Annotated in this window: 15 protein-coding genes and 1 pseudogene; 9 read left to right on the top strand and 7 right to left on the bottom strand. The window is 66.4% G+C overall.

Annotated features, from left to right (window positions below):
- Positions 1-30: 30 nt before the first annotated feature.
- Both glyS and QP165_RS14845 read right to left on the bottom strand, forming a co-directional pair.
- Positions 31-2,281: pseudogene (gene glyS / locus QP165_RS14850) on the bottom strand (glycine--tRNA ligase subunit beta).
- A gap of 226 nt (positions 2,282-2,507) precedes the next feature.
- Positions 2,508-3,347 (bottom strand): glycine--tRNA ligase subunit alpha, encoded by an 840-nt coding sequence (locus QP165_RS14845; RefSeq protein WP_333997046.1) that lies wholly within the window; start codon positions 3,345-3,347, stop codon positions 2,508-2,510.
- 162 nt (positions 3,348-3,509) lie between these two features.
- On the opposite strand from QP165_RS14845, the gene QP165_RS20100 reads away from it, so the two are divergent.
- The 4 genes from QP165_RS20100 to QP165_RS14820 all read left to right on the top strand — a co-directional run bounded on the left by QP165_RS20100 (position 3,510) and on the right by QP165_RS14820 (position 6,784).
- On the top strand, positions 3,510-4,709 hold the full coding sequence (locus QP165_RS20100) for a TraB/GumN family protein (RefSeq protein WP_443019308.1): 1,200 nt from the start codon (positions 3,510-3,512) through the stop codon (positions 4,707-4,709).
- Positions 4,672-5,370: a 50S ribosomal protein L25/general stress protein Ctc gene (locus QP165_RS14830; protein WP_056020790.1), complete on the top strand. Its 699-nt coding sequence runs from the start codon at positions 4,672-4,674 to the stop codon at positions 5,368-5,370. Before QP165_RS20100 ends, QP165_RS14830 begins: the two co-directional genes overlap by 38 nt.
- A gap of 242 nt (positions 5,371-5,612) precedes the next feature.
- Entirely contained in the window at positions 5,613-6,182 is a 570-nt protein-coding gene (gene pth, locus QP165_RS14825; RefSeq protein ID WP_031441582.1) for an aminoacyl-tRNA hydrolase, read from the top strand.
- Entirely contained in the window at positions 6,179-6,784 is a 606-nt protein-coding gene (locus tag QP165_RS14820; protein ID WP_056479833.1) for a TIGR02466 family protein, read from the top strand. The genes pth and QP165_RS14820 overlap by 4 nt, the downstream gene beginning before the upstream one ends.
- A gap of 136 nt (positions 6,785-6,920) precedes the next feature.
- Here QP165_RS14820 and QP165_RS14815 read toward each other — a convergent pair whose 3' ends face one another.
- Positions 6,921-7,985, bottom strand: coding sequence for an NAD(P)-dependent alcohol dehydrogenase (locus QP165_RS14815; protein ID WP_333996204.1), 1,065 nt, complete (start codon positions 7,983-7,985; stop codon positions 6,921-6,923).
- 293 nt (positions 7,986-8,278) lie between these two features.
- On the opposite strand from QP165_RS14815, the gene ychF reads away from it, so the two are divergent.
- Complete coding sequence (gene ychF, locus QP165_RS14810) at positions 8,279-9,376, top strand: redox-regulated ATPase YchF (protein WP_055880966.1); 1,098 nt, start codon at positions 8,279-8,281, stop codon at positions 9,374-9,376.
- Positions 9,377-9,396: 20 nt separating this feature from the next.
- On the opposite strand, the gene QP165_RS14805 is transcribed toward ychF, so the two are convergent.
- Genes QP165_RS14805 through QP165_RS14795 form a run of 3 tightly spaced genes read right to left on the bottom strand, consistent with a single transcriptional unit; the run spans position 9,397 to position 10,749 of the window.
- The gene (locus tag QP165_RS14805) at positions 9,397-9,945 is read right to left on the bottom strand and encodes a GNAT family N-acetyltransferase (protein ID WP_333996203.1); all 549 of its coding nucleotides are present in this window, start codon (positions 9,943-9,945) and stop codon (positions 9,397-9,399) included.
- A 48-nt stretch (positions 9,946-9,993) separates the two neighbouring features.
- Complete coding sequence (locus tag QP165_RS14800; protein ID WP_333996202.1) at positions 9,994-10,464, bottom strand: VOC family protein; 471 nt, start codon at positions 10,462-10,464, stop codon at positions 9,994-9,996.
- Positions 10,465-10,512: 48 nt separating this feature from the next.
- Entirely contained in the window at positions 10,513-10,749 is a 237-nt protein-coding gene (locus QP165_RS14795) for a hypothetical protein (protein ID WP_333996201.1), read from the bottom strand.
- A 149-nt stretch (positions 10,750-10,898) separates the two neighbouring features.
- On the opposite strand from QP165_RS14795, the gene QP165_RS14790 reads away from it, so the two are divergent.
- From QP165_RS14790 to QP165_RS14775, 4 genes are all read left to right on the top strand, one after another.
- Positions 10,899-11,255, top strand: a complete 357-nt coding sequence (locus tag QP165_RS14790; RefSeq protein WP_333996200.1) for a hypothetical protein — start codon at positions 10,899-10,901, stop codon at positions 11,253-11,255.
- Between the two features lie 50 nt (positions 11,256-11,305).
- Positions 11,306-12,934, top strand: a complete 1,629-nt coding sequence (locus QP165_RS14785; protein WP_333996199.1) for a hypothetical protein — start codon at positions 11,306-11,308, stop codon at positions 12,932-12,934.
- A 275-nt stretch (positions 12,935-13,209) separates the two neighbouring features.
- Positions 13,210-14,355: an alkaline phosphatase family protein gene (locus QP165_RS14780; protein WP_443019307.1), complete on the top strand. Its 1,146-nt coding sequence runs from the start codon at positions 13,210-13,212 to the stop codon at positions 14,353-14,355.
- 11 nt (positions 14,356-14,366) lie between these two features.
- On the top strand, positions 14,367-14,828 hold the full coding sequence (locus tag QP165_RS14775) for a MaoC family dehydratase (RefSeq protein ID WP_333996198.1): 462 nt from the start codon (positions 14,367-14,369) through the stop codon (positions 14,826-14,828).
- A 12-nt stretch (positions 14,829-14,840) separates the two neighbouring features.
- On the opposite strand, the gene QP165_RS14770 is transcribed toward QP165_RS14775, so the two are convergent.
- Positions 14,841-15,494 carry a hypothetical protein gene (locus tag QP165_RS14770; protein WP_333996197.1) on the bottom strand — a complete coding sequence of 218 codons (654 nt, stop codon included), beginning with the start codon at positions 15,492-15,494 and terminating at the stop codon, positions 14,841-14,843.
- Between the last annotated feature and the right edge of the window lie 504 nt (positions 15,495-15,998).

Genomic DNA, 15,998 nt, shown 5'->3' with positions numbered 1-15,998 from the left:
GGCAGTGAAAGTCTATGCAGGCGGGGCGGATCAGCCCTCGATCTTCGAAAAGTCCGCGACGTTGTGCACTGCGGCGCGAACGCGCTCAAGTAGCGCGAGACGGGCAGAGCGCTTCGCAGGGTCGGGATCGTTGACGATAACGCTATCGAAAAACGCATCGATCGGTGCACGCAGCGACGCCAGCGCGGCCATCGCCGCGGCGAAATCCTCCGCAGCGATTGCTGCGGTCGCGCGGGGTTCGGCGGAGTCGAGCGCGGCCTGAAGCGCGGCCTCTGCCGGTTCGGGCGCATACTGCTCCCTCTCCCCTGCGGGGAGAGGGTCGGGGAGAGGGGTAGTACCGGGCGCTGCACTGCTTGGCAGCCCCTCACCCCGGCCCTCTCCGCGCCCCTCTCCTTTGGGGGAGAGGGAGCAGAAGGGGCTTCCTTCTTGAGGATATTGGCGGCGCGCTTGTAGCCGGCGAGCAGGTTCCTGCCGTCCTCGGTCGATATGAAATTGGCAAGAGCTTTAGCCCGCGCTTCGACCCGATCGACCCGGTCGTCGCTTCCAGTGCCCCAGCCGGTGGAAGCCTGGACGTAGTCATAACGGATGCCAGCTTCACGCAGCTGAACGCCGAGGCGATCATGCAGAAAGTCGGAGAGTACGATACCGAGCGCGGCATTCTCTTCGCCAGACCACGCGCGCGCTGCAGCGTCGATCTTGAACTTGAGATTGGCCGCCTGGATCGTACGCAGGACTCCCAGCGCTGCTCTTCGCAATGCGAATGGGTCCTTGGACCCAGTCGGAAACATCTCGACGGCAAAGAACGAGAAGAGCGTATCAAGCTTGTCCGCCAACCCGACCGCCACCGTCACAGGATCGGTAGGGACGTCGTCGCCCTGCCCGACCGGCTTGTAATGGTCGCGGATCGCGGCGGCGATGGCGGGGTGTTCGCCTTGGGCTGCGGCATAGTAGCCGCCCATCAGGCCCTGCAATTCGGGGAACTCGCCGACCATGCCGGTGACGAGATCCGCCTTGGCGAGACGTGCGGCGCGCTCTGCGAGGTCGGCGAGCTGCTCCCTCTCCCCGTCGGGGAGAGGGTTGGGGTGAGGGGCTGTTCCGGGCGTGGCGCTGCTCGGCAGCCCCTCACCCCGGCCCTCTCCCCGCAAGGGAGAGGGAGCAGGAGTGACGATACCCTCTTCGACCAGCCAGCGGGCGAGTTTCGCGACGCGGTCGACCTTGTCGGCCACCGTGCCGAGCTTTTCGTGGAAGACGATCTTCTCGAGCTTCTCCGCCTGCTCGGCGAGCGGCACCTTCAAGTCGGTGTCGTAGAAGAATTTCGCATCCGACAGACGCGCGGCGAGGACCTTGCGGTTGCCCTCGACGATCTTCGCGCCGCCATCGTGCGCAGCGATGTTAGCGGTACAGACGAACGCGTTCGCCAGCGTCCCGTCGGCGCTGCGGCAGACGAAATATTTCTGGTTCACGCGCGCGGTGAGCTGGATCACCTCGGGCGGCACGTCGAGAAACGCGGGGTCGAACTGGCCGAGCAGCGGAATCGGCCATTCGGTGAGCCCGGCATTCTCGGCAACGAGGCCCTCGTCGTCGATCAGTTCGAGCCCGGCCTGCATCGCGGCCTCGCGGGCGTGATCGCGGATCAGCGTCGCGCGCTCCTCGTGATCGACGATGACATGGCAGGCGCGCAGCTTCTCGACATAGTCGTGCGCGCCGCCGATCGTGATCTGGTACGGGTGGTGGAAGCGGTGGCCGAGCGTGGCGGCGCCGCTGGCGATCCCGGCGATCTCGAACGGTACGATCTCTTCGCCGAGCAACGCGACGATGCCTTGCAGCGGGCGGACCCAGCGCAGGCTTTCGGTGCTGGCGGACGCGTCGCCCCAGCGCATCGACTTGGGCCACGGGAACGCGCGGACGAGTCCGGGGATCGCCTCGGCGAGCACGGCGGCGGTGGCGCGGCCGGGCTTTTCGGTGACCGCAAACAGCGTGCCGCCGCGATCGACCAGCTGCTCGCGCGTGAGACCGGTCTTGCGCAGGAAGCCTTCGAGCGCCTGCGGGGGGCGGACGTCTTGGGGCCCTTCACCTCTTCGGAGACGGCGGCGGTCTCGAGCGGCAGGTCGCGCGCGATCAGCGTGAGGCGGCGCGGCGTCGCATAGGTGACGAGCGCGCTGGTGGCGATGCCGGCCTTGGCGAGTTCGGCGGTGAAGAGCTTGGCGAGATCTTCACGCGCCTTGGCCTGCATGCGGGCGGGAATTTCTTCGGAGCGGAGCTCTAGGAGGAAGTCGGTCATTTGGGTTCGCACGCGAAGAAGGGAGAATTTTGTTCACGCGGAGACGCGGAGACGCGGAGCAGAAGTGGAGAAGAAAGGTCTGGGGCGCTGCGCGCGGCTGTTCGACGCCGGAAGCGTCTCTCACCATGCTGGATGCTAGGCGCGAGACTGCCGAAGCGCCAAACGTCGCCTACCTTCCTCTCCGCGGCTCCGCGTCTCCGCGTGAACCAATCTTCTACCAAGCGCATCACGCTGCCCATCCGTGCTTGTCCATCCAGGCGGCGCAGGCGCCTTTGGCAAGGTCGCGGACTCGGCCCATATAGGCCTGGCGTTCGGCGACCGAGATGACGCCGCGCGCCTGCAGCAGGTTGAAGATGTGGCTGGCCTTGATCGCCTGCTCATAGGCTGGGATCGGCAGCGTGTGGTTCAGGCTGTTCTCGCATTCGGCGACGTGCTTGCGGAACTGGTCGAACAGCGAGTCCGTGTCGGCGACCTCGAAGTTCCACTTCGACATCTCCTGCTCGTTCTCGAGGAACACCTCGCCATAGGTGACGCCGGCGTCGTTGAACGCGAGGTCGTAGACCGAGTCCTTGTCCTGGATGTACATCGCCAGCCGCTCGAGCCCGTAGGTCAGCTCGCCCGCGACGGGCTTCATGTCGAAGCCGCCCATCTGCTGGAAATAGGTAAACTGCGTCACCTCCATGCCGTCGCACCAGACCTCCCAGCCAAGCCCCCACGCGCCGAGCGTCGGGCTTTCCCAATCGTCCTCGACGAAGCGGATGTCGTGCTTCAGCATGTCGATGCCGATCGCCGCGAGCGACCCCAGATACAGCTCCTGGAGGTTGGCGGGCGAAGGCTTCAGGATCACCTGATACTGGTAATAATGCTGGAGCCGGTTGGGGTTCTCACCATAGCGGCCATCGGTCGGGCGGCGGCAGGGCTGCACGAACGCGGCGTTCCACGGTTTCGGCCCGAGCGCGCGCAGCGTCGTGGCGGTGTGGAAGGTGCCCGCGCCCATTTCCATGTCGTAGGGCTGCAGGATCAGGCACCCGTGCTCGCTCCAATAGTCATGGAGCGTGAGGATCATGCGCTGGAAGCTGAGAGGCTTTTTCAGGGGCTGGGTCACGCGCGGGCTTTGGCGGATGGGGCGCGATCTAGCAAGCCGGTCTCGCGGGCACGACCGTCGGGTTTGTATTGAAGCGTCGACCGCAATACCCGACATACCCTGCACAACCACAAAGGACGTTCGTTGAAGCTTGCACCGTTGCGCGCCGCGCTGTCCGCATTCGCCCTGTCCCTCGCCCTCCCCGCCTGCGCGCAGGTCGCGCCGAAGCCGGCGCAGGCCGCCAACGATGCCGATCCGGCCTTGTGGGTGGTCAAGGACAAGGACACGACGATCTATCTGTTCGGGACGATCCATGTGCTCAAACCCGGCATGACGTGGTTCGACGAGGCGGTGAAGACCGCGTTCGACCGGTCGCAGCAGGTCGTGCTCGAGCTGGTGATGCCCGATCCGGCGAAGATGCAGACGCTGGTGATGGCGACCGGCGTCGCGAAGGACGGCCCGACGCTGACCGAACAGCTGCCCGCGGACAAGCGCGCGGCCTATGCGAAGGCGGTCACCGATCTGGGGTTGCCGGCGAACGCGTTCGATCGGTTCAAGCCGTGGCTGGCGGCGACCAACCTGTCGATCGCGCCGCTGTCCAAGCTTGGCTATGACGCGGCGAACGGGCCCGAGCAGGTGATCACCGCGGCGGCGAAGGCGGCGGGCAAGCCGGTCACGGGTCTGGAGACCGCGGAGCAGCAGCTGGGGTATTTCGGCGGGCTGTCGCAAAAGGCGCAGCTGCAGTTCCTCGGCAGCACGATCGACGAGCTGCCCAAGCTCGAGACGACGATGGCGACGATGGTCGACGAATGGGCGAAGGGCGATCCCGAGGCACTCGCGAAGGAGATGAACGAGAGCCTGAAGGATTCTGCCCGAGGTGGCGAAGGTGCTGCTGGTCGATCGCAACGCGCGCTGGGCGGAATGGGTCGCGAACCGGATGAAGACGCCGGGGACGGTGTTCGTCGCGGTCGGTGCGGGGCATCTGGCGGGACAGGACAGCGTGCAGGCGCAGCTGGCCAAGCTCGGCGTGAAGGCCGAGCGGGTTCGGTATTGAGCGGCTTTCCCTCTCCCCTCGGGGGAGAGGGAGGGAGGAGCCGGAGGCGACGGAAGGGTGAGGGCACGCGGTTGGGGCAGACCATGCCCTCACCCTCCCACTGCTTCGCAGCGGGCCCCTCCCTCTCCCCCGAGGGGAGAGGGGTAGAATTGCTTTTCCCCCTCACTTCCGCTATGCGCCCGCGCTTCCGGTCCATGGTCATCCCTGGAGGCGTGGGCGGGAAGGACAACAAACGAGTTTCGGAGAATATCGATGAGCGAACAGTTGACGCTCGCAGCCGAGACGCGTGACCGGGTTGGCAAGGGAGCCTCCCGGGCGCTGCGTCGTGATGGCCGCGTGCCTGCCGTGATCTACGGCCAGAACCAGGAACCGACGTCGGTTCACCTCGAGGAAAAGGCGCTGATGAAGGCGCTGATGACCGGCCACTTCATGAATTCGGTCGTGATGGTCAACGGCATCCGCACGCTGCCGAAGGACGTCTCGTTCCACCCGGTCAGCGATCGCCCGATCCATGTCGACTTCCTGCGCATCGGTGCGCATTCGACGGTGACGGTTGCCGTGCCGGTCGTGTTCACCGACGAGGACGAGGCACCGGGCATCAAGCGCGGCAACGGCGTGCTCAACATCACGCGCCACGAGATCGAGCTGGTCGTCGACGCATCGGACATCCCGGGCGAGATCACGATTTCGCTCGCCGGCAAGGAAATCGGCGATTCGATCCACATCAGCGACGTGACGCTGCCCAAGGGCGCGACGCCTGCGATCGACGACCGCGACTTCGCGATCGCCACGATCGTGCCGCCGACCGTGCCGACCGTCGAGGACGAGCAGCTCGAGGCTGAAGTCGCCGAGGCGCAGGCCGCCGAGGCTGCTGCCGAGGAAGAGACCCCGGTCGAGCCGAACGACGATAACAACGACGACGACAAGATCACGCCGCAGAAGAAGGACTAATCTCCTCCATCTTCGGATGATGGTTCTGACGTGATCGGGCGGGCGGGAAAGCTAGGGCTTTCCCGCCCGTTTCATTTTGTAAGCCATTCCGCCCACCCAAAAAAACCGTCATTCCCGCGCAGGCGGGGATCCAGACCCTCAGACCTTCCTATGGAATCGAGAGGCTTGCCATTATGGGTTCCCGCCTGCGCGGGAATGACGGCTTGGGGCGCGGGCAACGATCGTTTTTGGAGAATAGTAACGTGCAGATCTGGGCGGGACTCGGCAATCCGGGGGCGCAATATGCGATGCACCGGCACAATGTCGGGTTCATGGTCGCCGACGCGATCGCCGCGGTGCACGGCTTCGGCGCGGTTAAGAAGCAGTTTCAGGGATGGACGCAGGAGGGGCGGATCGGATCGGAGAAGATCCTGCTGCTGAAGCCCGCGACCTTCATGAACGAAAGCGGCCGCGCGATCGGCGAGGCGCTGCGCTTCTACAAGCTCGACGTCGACGCACTGACGGTGTTCCACGACGAACTCGATATCGCCCCCTTCCGCGTCAAGGTGAAGACCGGCGGCGGGACCGCGGGGCATAACGGGCTGCGCTCGACCGACCAGCATCTGGGCCCCGATTTCCGCCGCGTACGGCTCGGCATCGGGCATCCGGGTCACAAGGACCGGGTCACCGGCTATGTGCTCGGCAATTACGCCAAGACCGAGATCGAGCCGCTGTCCGACATGCTCGGCGCGATCGCTGCGGAGGCGGCGTGGCTGGCGGCGGGCGACGACGTCCGCTTCATGAATGATGTCGCTGTGAGGATGCAACCATGACCACCCGTTCGCTGTTTGCCACGCGGTTCTACGAGGCCGATCTCGGTGACGACGCTCTGGTCGAGGAGCTCGAGGACGCCGCGCTCGAACTGTCCAAGGCCGATCGTGCAGGTGTCGCCTGGTCGAAGGCGCATGGCTATCGCGGGTATACGTCGTACGCCTCGCTGAACGACCTGCCGCTGCGCGATCCGCGGTTCGGCGATCTGGTGCGGTTGCTCAACAAGCATGTCGCGGCGTTCGCCAAGGATTGCGCGTTCGATCTGGGTGGGCGGAAACTGAAGCTCGACAGCCTTTGGGTGAACGTCCTGAAGCCCGGCGGCGCGCATTCGGGGCATATTCATCCGCACAGCGTCGTGTCGGGGACGATGTACGTGACGATTCCCGAAGGCGCGGGCGCACTGAAGCTGGAGGATCCGCGGCTGCCGATGATGATGGCCGCGCCGACGCGGCTCGACGATGCGCCGGAGGATCTGCGGACGTTCGTCTATGCGGTGCCGAAGCCGGGGAGCGTGTTTCTCTGGGAGAGCTGGCTGCGGCATGAGGTCGTGCCGAATGCTGCCAAGGGCGAGCGGATCAGCATCAGTTTCAATTATCGGTGGTGAGGCAGGGGGCCCCCGTCATCCTGACGAAAGTCAGGACCCAGAGCCAAGAGCGTTAGCACCCGTAACCCTGGATCCTGACTTTCGTCAGGATGACGGGGAAAGAGGGCAGCACGCACCGCGCGCCGCCCCTTCCCGATCAGGCCGTCGGCATCGACGCCATGTCGATGACGAAGCGGTACTTCACGTCGCTCTTGACCATGCGGTCATACGCGGGCTCGATCTCGTCCATGCGGATCATCTCGATGTCCGACACCAGCCCGTGCTCGTTGCAGAAATCGAGCATTTCCTGCGTCTCCGCGATCCCGCCGATCAGCGAGCCCGCCAGCTGGCGGCGGCGGAAGATCAGGTTGCCGACCGAGGGCGACGGATGCGGCTCGGCGGGCACGCCGACCAAGGTCATCGTCCCGTCGCGCTTCAGCAGCTCGAGGAACGGGTCGAGATTGTGCGGTGCGGCGACGGTGTTCAGGATGAAGTCGAAGCTGTTCATATGCTCCGCCATCGCATCGGCATCCTTCGACACGATCAGGTCCTTGGCGCCGAGACGCTTGGCGTCGTCGCGCTTGTTCGGCGAGGTCGAGAAGACATAAACCTCGGCGCCCATCGCGTTGGCGATCTTGACGCCCATGTGACCGAGACCGCCGAGACCGACGATGCCGACCTTCTGGCCGGGGCCGACCTTCCAATGCTTCAGCGGCGAATAGGTGGTGATGCCGGCGCACAGCAGCGGCGCGACCGCGGCGAGATCGGCCTCGGGATGCGAGACCTTGAGCACGAAGCCCTCGTCGACGACGATGTGATCCGAATAGCCGCCGAACGTGTGGCCGCCGAGCACGGGATCGGGGCCGTTATACGTGCCGACGAAACCGGTCGTCTCGCAATATTGCTCCTCGCCGTCGGTGCACGACGGGCACTGCCCGCAGCTGTCGACCATGCAGCCGACGCCGGCGATGTCGCCGACCTTGAACTTGGTGACGTCATCGCCGACCGCGGTGACGCGTCCGACGATCTCGTGGCCGGGGACGCAGGGGTACAGCGTGCCTTCCCATTCGCCCTTGGCGGTGTGGAGATCCGAGTGGCAGACGCCGCAGAACGCGATGTCGATCGCGACGTCGGTCTTGCCCGGCGCGCGGCGCTCGAAGCTGAACGGCGCGAGCGGCGTTGCGGGGGATTGCGCGGCAAAGCCGTTGGCGGTGGTGGTCATGCTATTCCTAAATCTGACTGGCAGAGCGCGATATACGCACGGCGATCCCGATATCTACCGACCGGTATGATAATTTTGCTGCATTGCGGCAATCGGTTACGTCGATCAGTCGGGCACTCCGTCATCCTGACGAAAGTCAGGATCCAGAGTTACGGATGGTGCCCCATGCGACCCTGGATCCTGACCTTCGTCAGGATGACGGGAGAGTTAGGGCGAAGGCTCAGGCCTGATGCTGGCGTTCCGTGGCGCCCTGCCCTAAAGCGCGGCGCACATTCTTATACCAAGGGCATATCATGGGTTTTCGCTGCGGCATCGTGGGGCTGCCGAACGTCGGCAAGTCCACCCTCTTCAACGCGCTGACGCAGACGGCCGCGGCGCAGGCGGCGAACTATCCGTTCTGCACGATCGAGCCCAACGTCGGTAACGTGGGCGTGCCCGACAAGCGGCTCGACTCGCTGGCGAAGATCGCGGGCTCGCAGAAGATCATCGAGACTCAGCTCGGCTTCGTCGACATCGCCGGCCTCGTGCGCGGCGCGTCGAAGGGCGAAGGGCTCGGCAACCAGTTCCTCGGCAACATCCGTGAGGTCGACGCGATCGTCCACGTGCTGCGCTGTTTCGAGAATGGCGACGTGACTCATGTCGACAACAAGGTCGACCCGATCGCCGATGCCGAGACCGTCGAAACGGAACTCATGCTCAGCGATCTCGAAAGCCTCGAGAAGCGCGTCCCCAACCTCGCCAAGAAGGGGATGCAGGGCGACAAGGAGGCGAAGATCGGCGCGGCCGTGCTCGGCCAGGCACTCGAGCTGCTGCGCGAAGGCAAGCCCGCGCGGCTGACGGTACCCAAGGACGAGGACGAGGCGCGCGTGTTCGCACAGGCGCAGCTGCTGACCGCCAAGCCCGTGCTGTACGTGTGCAACGTCGACGAGGGCGATGCCGCGAACGGCAATGCGCTGTCGGCGCGCGTGTTCGAAAAGGCCGCGGCCGAGGGCGCCGAGGCGGTCGTCGTGTCGGCGGCGATCGAGGCGGAGATCGCGACGATGCCCGCCGAGGATCGCGGCGAGTTCCTGGGCGAGCTGGGGCTGGAAGAGACCGGCCTCGCGCGCGTCATCACCGCGGGGTACAAGCTGCTCCAGCTGCTGACCTTCTTCACGGTCGGCCCGAAGGAGGCGCGCGCCTGGACCGTCCATGCGGGCGCGACCGCGCCGCAGGCTGCGGGCGAGATCCACGGCGATTTCGAAAAGGGCTTCATCCGCGCCGAGACGATCGCGTATGACGACTTCATCGCGCTGGGCGGGGAATCGAAGGCCCGCGAGGCAGGCAAGCTGCGCGCCGAGGGCAAGGCGTATGTCGTCCATGACGGCGACGTGATGCACTTCCTGCACAGCTGAGGCGCGACCCGCGCGGATGGCTAACCGACGTCGCGTTGGCCATTTCGCAGCGTGAGATACACGCTGTCGCTCCACGCGCCGCCGATGTTCCAGGTGCGGGAGGCACGCCCCGTCTCCTCGAACCCGGCGCCGTGCAACAGCCGAAGCGAAGCCGCGTTGCGCGGGTCCACGTCCGCCTCGATGCACGCCAGACCATGCACCGAAAAGGCGCGGTCGAGCACGGGGGTGAGCGCTTCGCGTGCATAGCCGCGCCCCCAGGTGTCGCGGTGCAGGATAAAGCCGATCTCGGGAAACTGAAACAGCCCCAGCTTCCCGATCACCCGCCCGTCCCGCTCGATGACGAAGTCCTCGCCGCTCCCCGGACTGATCGCCATCATCGCGGCAACCCAGTCGTGGGTTTCCGCTTCGTCCTGGTGCGGGGGCGTCGACCAGAACTGCATGGCTGCAGCATCGCTAAGGATACCGTGGAACGCGGGCACGTCATCCATCGATGCGGGCCTCAGCAGAAGTCTCTCCGTGCGTATCTCAACCATGCGTTCGCTTCTCGTCATCGCCGCGACGGTCGGCACGTGGGGGCCCCGACGCTGCGCCCCCTCGCACCGGGTCTCTACACGCCTCTATTTCGACGGGACGCCGCGCGAGTCGCCGATTTCCAGCCAATAGCCGTCGGGATCCTGCACGTAGATCTGCCGGACGCCGTCGAAGCGGAGTTGCATCATCCGCTGTGTCCCTGCGAGGTCGGTCCACACGAGATGGCGCTGGTCGAGCCATGCGGTCACCGTGGCCAGGTCGTCGACGTGGAGCGCCAGATGCTCGTTCCGGTTCGACGGCTTGGGCGCCGTGCGTCCGTCGAGAATGTGCAGGGCGAGCCCGTTTCCGAGGTCGAGCCATCGCCGGTTCTTCAGCGGCGTCGGGATGACGCGCAGCCCGAACGCCTCGTGATAGAAGGTGGCGCTGCGATCGATGTCCGCGGCCTGGATCGCGACGTGCTCCGCCTGCGCGGGCTTCGTCGGCGCCGCCTGCGCGGGCATCGCGGCCGCCGCCTGTGGTGCCGCGGCAAGGGCAAGCAGGACTGGAAACAAGATCATGAACGAGTCACTCCGGAACGATGGATGCACAGGCTAGAGCAATCGCGGTCAATCGCCAGCGTCGCGATCGGGCGCGGCGAGCGCGCGCCGTGCCCCGGTGCGGCCCGCGGCGGCGACGACGACGGCGGTCGACAGGAGGATTGCGGAGACCAGAGCGCCGGCCGACAGCATGCCCGCGGTCGTGACCGACGCATCGAGCGTCGCGCGCTTGCCAAACCGGATCGAAATCCTGGCGGCGTTGTGGGTACGCGCTTCGGGTCGTCCGGACTGGTCTGCGATCGTCATCGGCGGAGGCTGGACGCTTTGCGGCGGTCCGGCAAGCCCGCGACCCCGCAGCAGGCATGACCGTGGCCCGACCGTCGCCGCCGTCCCTGCCATTGGCTCCGGGAGGCTCGAAGGTTGTGGTGGGTCGCACGGGGCCCTAAAGCGACGCCATGATCGCGCGCCTGATCCTGGCCCTCCTCCTTGCTGCGTTTGCGTTTCCTGCGGTCGCGCCCGCAGCGTGCCATGACGCGCCTGCACCGCGCGGGCATGCCGCGGCGATGGACATGGCCGGCATGGCCAAGGCCGCGACGCACGTCATGACCGACGCAGGCCCGGATCATGAGGCGCCCGAGCGCAAGGCGACCGCACTGCATGGGTGCATCGGGTGCGTGCCGCCGTCGAACTGGAATGGCGCGCGGATCGAGGGCACGCCGATGCACGAGCGGCCGCTGCTGATCGAGCAGGCCGCCGTGCTCGATCTGGGGGCGGGCGTCGCGCCGGCCTTGCGGCCTCCGCGGGAGGGCTGATCGCCGGGTGCCGACGCACACCGACTTTCAAGCTTTTCCAAGGATTTCTGATGATTGTTCGATCGAGGTTGCTCGCGGCTGGTGCCGCGAGGACGATGCTGCTTGTCGGCGGTGCAGGATTCGCCGCGATGCCAATGGACGCGCTGGCGCAGCATGCCATGCCGATGGGGGGCATGACGATGCCCGATGCCAAGCCGAAACAGAGCCCGTCCGAGACGGCGAAGCCGCACACGATGCCGGATCGTCCCGCGACGCACGCGGCGGAGTCGGGCGAGACGGTCGATCATGCGACCATGGACCATGGCGCGATGGAGCATGCCGCACAGGCGTCGGCTGCGACGCCCGACCCGATGACCGGCATGGACCATTCGCAAATGGATCATGGCGCGATGCCCGGCATGGCGGCGGAGCACGCGTCGATGGCGCATGCAGCGATGGGCCATGCGATGATCGCGGACCCGGCGTATCGCGCGGCGTCCGATGCGGCGTCGGCGAAGATGCCCGCGGGCTCGGCGATGGCGGGGATGGCGATGGGGACGTCCGCCGGATTCTATGGCCAGGGGAGCGGGACGTCGCGGCTGCCGACTGCCGAGGGGCCTATGCGCGGCTATATGACACAGGCCGGCGAGTGGATGCTGATGGCGCACGGCTATGCCTGGGGCGTCGCGACCGACCAGGGCGGCCCGCGCGGCCGAAGCGAGGCGTTCGTGCAGTCGATGGCGATGGTGATGGCGGATCGCGATCTGGGCGAGCGGTTCCATATTCAGCTGCGCGCGATGAACAGCCTCGAACCGTTGATGGGCGCGCGCGGCTATACGAACCTGTTCGCCACGGGCGAACTCGCGAACGCACGCCCGCTGGTCGATCGCCAGCATCCGCACGACCTGTTCATGGAGCTGGCCGCAAAGCTCGATTACCGGCTGGGCAACGGCGCGACCGTCTTCGTCTATGGCGGGCCGGTGGGCGAGCCTGCGCTGGGGCCGAGCGCGTTCATGCACCGCGGATCGGCACGCTATCAGCCGATGTCGCCGATCACGCATCACTGGTTTGATTCGACGCACATCACCTATGGCGTGGTGACCGCCGGCTATGCAACGCCGGCATTCCAGCTGGAGGCGTCGGCATTCAAGGGACGCGAACCCGACGAGCGTCGCTGGGGTATCGAGACGCCGCGGCTCGATTCGTGGAGCATCCGCGGCACCTGGACCCCCTCCCCTTATTGGGCGGTGCAGGCCAGCCACGGTCGGCTGAAGGAACCCGAGGCGCAGCATCCGGGCGAGGATGAGAATCGTTCGACCGCGAGCGTCCAATATGCGCGCGCGGGGCTGTCGACGACCTTCGCCTACAGCCTGAAGGACCGCGTGCCGGGCGAGAAGCTGAGCGCGTTCCTAGCGGAGGCGACCTACGAGCTGACGCCGCGGCACGCCGTCTTCGGGCGCGTCGAGAACGTCGCCAATGACGAGCTTTTCCCCGATCACGACGATCCGCTTCACGACGTCAAGTTCCGCGTGACGAAGGCGGAGGCAGGCTATGCCTATCGCCTGCCGATCATCGGGCCGCTCGGACTGGCGCTGGGCGGGACCGTCGCGGTCTACGACAAGCCCGCCGCGCTGAAGGCGGCGTACGGGGCCAGGCCGGTCAGCTGGACGCTGTTCGGCAAGTTCGCGGTCGGCCTGTAGCCCACGGCGAGGATCTCGACGAGATTCCAGGGGATTGGAAGGTGACGGGCGCGCGCGTCGCGGTTAGGGCCGGTCACCTTCCCCACAGGACGAATGGCCATGAGAATCATCCTGCTCTCGGCACTCGCGCTGACGCTTGCCGGGTGCGCCTATCCCGGCACGCCCCCTGCCCTCGCGCCGATCACGACCGCCGCCGCTGCGCCCCGGGTGCCGCCGGACAGACATCGTCCGTCGCGCAGCGCAGCGATGACGCGCGGGCGCCGGTCACGATCCTCGTGTCGATCGACGGCTTCCGCCCCGACTATCTGGATCGCGGCGTGACGCCCAATCTCAACCGGCTACGTGCGGGCGGCGTCTTTGCCAGCATGCGACCGTCGTTTCCGAGCGTCACCTTTCCCAATCACTGGACACTCGTGACCGGGCTGCGCCCCGATCGCAGCGGGATCGTCGGCAACAAGATGCAGGACGCGGCGCGTCCGGGCGAGACCTTCACGATGGCGAGCGACGATCCGTTCTGGTGGAGCGAGAGCACGCCGATCTGGGTCGATGCGGAACGCGCGGGCATTCGGACCGCGACGATGTTCTGGCCCGGCGCCAATGTCGCGGTCGGCGGCACCGCCAAGCCCGACAGCCACGGCGCGATCGCGGGGGGCACGCGCCCGCAGGACTGGCAGCAGTTCAACCAGCAGGTATCGGGCACGCAGCGCGTCAACGCGGTACTCGACTGGCTGCGGCGTCCGGCCGCGATTCGACCGAAGCTGGTGACGCTGTATTTCGACACGGTCGACAGCGTCGCCCATGCCAACGGCCCCGACGCCGCCACGACGATCCAGGCGGTCGCCGATGTCGACGCGAGCATCGGCATGCTCGTCGACGGACTTGCGGGTCTCGGCCAGACCGCCAATCTGGTGATCGTCGCGGATCACGGCATGGCGGCGACGAGCAGCACACGCGTCGTCGCGCTCGACCGGATCGCCGACGCGGCGGATTACAAGACGGTCGAAACGGGCGCCTATGCCAGCCTGAACGCGGTGCCCGGACATGAAGCGTCGCTCGAGGCGCGGCTGCTCAAGCCGCACGATCACCTGCAATGCTGGCGCAAGGCGGAGATCCCGGCGCGGTTCCATTATGGCCGGAATCCGCGTGTGCCGCGCTATCTGTGTCTCGCCGAGACGGGATGGCGCGTCGAGCAGAGCGTGCCGACCAAGGTGTCGAGCGGCGGATCGCATGGCTTCGACCCGTTCGCGCCCGAGATGCGCGCGGTGTTCATCGCCAACGGGCCCGGCTTCGCGCGTGGCAAGACGCTGGCGAGCTTCGACAATGTCGCGGTCGCGCCGCTGCTCCGCGATCTCGTCGGACTGCCCGCGAAGCAGGGGCTGGACGGCAGCAGCCTGCGCTTTCACAACGTGCGGAAGCGGTGAGGAGCGGCGGCATGCAGTATTTCGAGGATATCTCGGTCGGCGCGACCGCGTCGTTCGGCCATTATGCGGTGACGCGCGAGGAGGTCACCGCCTTCGCCGCGAAATATGATCCGCAGCCCTTTCACCTGTCCGACGAGGCGGCGGCGCAGACGCATTTCGGGCGGCTGTCGGCGAGCGGATGGCACACCTGCGCGATGGTGATGGCGATGGTGGTCGAGAATCTGAAGGCGAACCGGCAGGCGGGGCTCGGCTCGCCCGGGATCGACATGCTCAAATGGCTCAAGCCGGTCTATCCGGGCGACACGCTGCGCTGTGAAACCGAGATCCTCGAAAAGCGCGTGTCCGCCAGCCGGCCCGACATGGGAATCTACAAAAGCCTGATGCGCGTGTTCAACCAGGACGACGTGATGGTTATGACGTTCGTGTCGAACGGGCTGGTGCAGACGCGCCCCGCGGACGCGTCTGCAGGCTAAATCGTCTGGGACTTATTTGGGCGTGCGAATGCCCTCATAGGGGTTGCCGCCACCCCCGCGCCCACCGCCACGATAGCCATTGAAGCGCGGCGCGCTGCCGCGGTTCTGGCGATATTCGCGGCGATCCTGTCGCGCTTCTCCGCGATACGCCTGGCGTGCGCCACGACGCTCTGCGCGGTACTGGTCGGGCGTGATCTGGCCGCTGCGTACCTGGCCGCGGTCCTCACGCCGGTCGCGACGAAAATCGCGGTTGGCCTCACGCCGATCACCGCGATATTCGCGCGCCGCCGGGCCGTTGCCCCGGGCGAAGCCGCCCCAGTTGCCGTTGCCGCGATAGTCGCCGCGACGCCCCTGCCAATAGCGCTGCTGCGCGCCGTTCCAGCGATGGGGGCGACGGTACCGATCATAGACGAAGGCACCCGACCCCGGATAATAATAGCCGTTGGACCAGCCGTAATAGGAGCCGAGTCCGACGCCGGCATAGCCTGCGCCATACCCGCCGCCGTACCCGCCGCCAAAGCCGCCGAACCCGTCGTCATAGCCGTAATAGGGATCGCTGGCGTACCCGATACCGCCGCCGCCATATCCATAGCCATCCGTGCAGCCGGCGACGCCCAGTCCGAGTCCGATGGTCAGGCTGACCAGGCCTATGCGTTTGAAGAACATGAGAAATCTCCCATACGTGGAGAGCGGACCCAACGCGCCGCCATTCGTCGTATAACCCTGTCGGCATACCGCAGGTTCCATGAACCGGTGCTGACGGGCGTCGGGGGCGGGGGTGCGATGGGCTTGGTGGGGGGTGTGATTTCGGTCGGTCATGTGCGGTCGTGAGCATGCGTTCGGGAGCATTTGGAATCCGAACCCGCCCTCCTCCGTCCGTCATCCTGACGAAAGTCAGGATCCAGGATCACGGGCGGCGGCGCTGCTGGACCCTGGATCCTGACTTTCGTCAGGATGACGGCGTGGGGGTGGGATTGGCTCCCTGAGCGCATAGGGCGCTTCTGACCCGGCATCAGGGCGGGTGTCGCGATCGAGTATCGCCCCTGTGACACTGATTGGCGGGAGCCCGCCGCCTAGCGCGATTCGGCGTTCACAAGGCCCGCACAGCAGAACGGCGGACCCGGCCTTGCCGGATCCGCCGTTCGAACCTTGGTTCAGAAATCACCCGAC

Source organism: Sphingomonas sp. 22R3R2A-7 (assembly GCF_036856055.1).
In the GTDB taxonomy this organism is placed as follows: domain Bacteria; phylum Pseudomonadota; class Alphaproteobacteria; order Sphingomonadales; family Sphingomonadaceae; genus Sphingomonas.
The sequence above is the reverse complement of the archived record's forward strand: the minus strand, read 5'-3'. Positions and strand labels throughout refer to the sequence as shown.

Excerpts from the sequence above, each read along its gene's own strand:
- QP165_RS14845 (WP_333997046.1), bottom strand. The coding sequence starts at position 3,347 with ATGATCCTCACGCTCCATGACTATTGGAGCGAGCACGGGTGCCTGATC.
- QP165_RS14830 (WP_056020790.1), top strand. The coding sequence starts at position 4,672 with ATGAGCGAACAGTTGACGCTCGCAGCCGAGACGCGTGACCGGGTTGGC.
- QP165_RS14820 (WP_056479833.1), top strand. The coding sequence starts at position 6,179 with ATGACCACCCGTTCGCTGTTTGCCACGCGGTTCTACGAGGCCGATCTC.
- QP165_RS14815 (WP_333996204.1), bottom strand. The coding sequence starts at position 7,985 with ATGACCACCACCGCCAACGGCTTTGCCGCGCAATCCCCCGCAACGCCG.
- ychF (WP_055880966.1), top strand. The coding sequence starts at position 8,279 with ATGGGTTTTCGCTGCGGCATCGTGGGGCTGCCGAACGTCGGCAAGTCC.
- QP165_RS14800 (WP_333996202.1), bottom strand. The coding sequence starts at position 10,464 with ATGATCTTGTTTCCAGTCCTGCTTGCCCTTGCCGCGGCACCACAGGCG.
- QP165_RS14795 (WP_333996201.1), bottom strand. The coding sequence starts at position 10,749 with ATGACGATCGCAGACCAGTCCGGACGACCCGAAGCGCGTACCCACAAC.
- QP165_RS14790 (WP_333996200.1), top strand. The coding sequence starts at position 10,899 with ATGATCGCGCGCCTGATCCTGGCCCTCCTCCTTGCTGCGTTTGCGTTT.
- QP165_RS14785 (WP_333996199.1), top strand. The coding sequence starts at position 11,306 with ATGATTGTTCGATCGAGGTTGCTCGCGGCTGGTGCCGCGAGGACGATG.
- QP165_RS14775 (WP_333996198.1), top strand. The coding sequence starts at position 14,367 with ATGCAGTATTTCGAGGATATCTCGGTCGGCGCGACCGCGTCGTTCGGC.
- QP165_RS14770 (WP_333996197.1), bottom strand. The coding sequence starts at position 15,494 with ATGTTCTTCAAACGCATAGGCCTGGTCAGCCTGACCATCGGACTCGGA.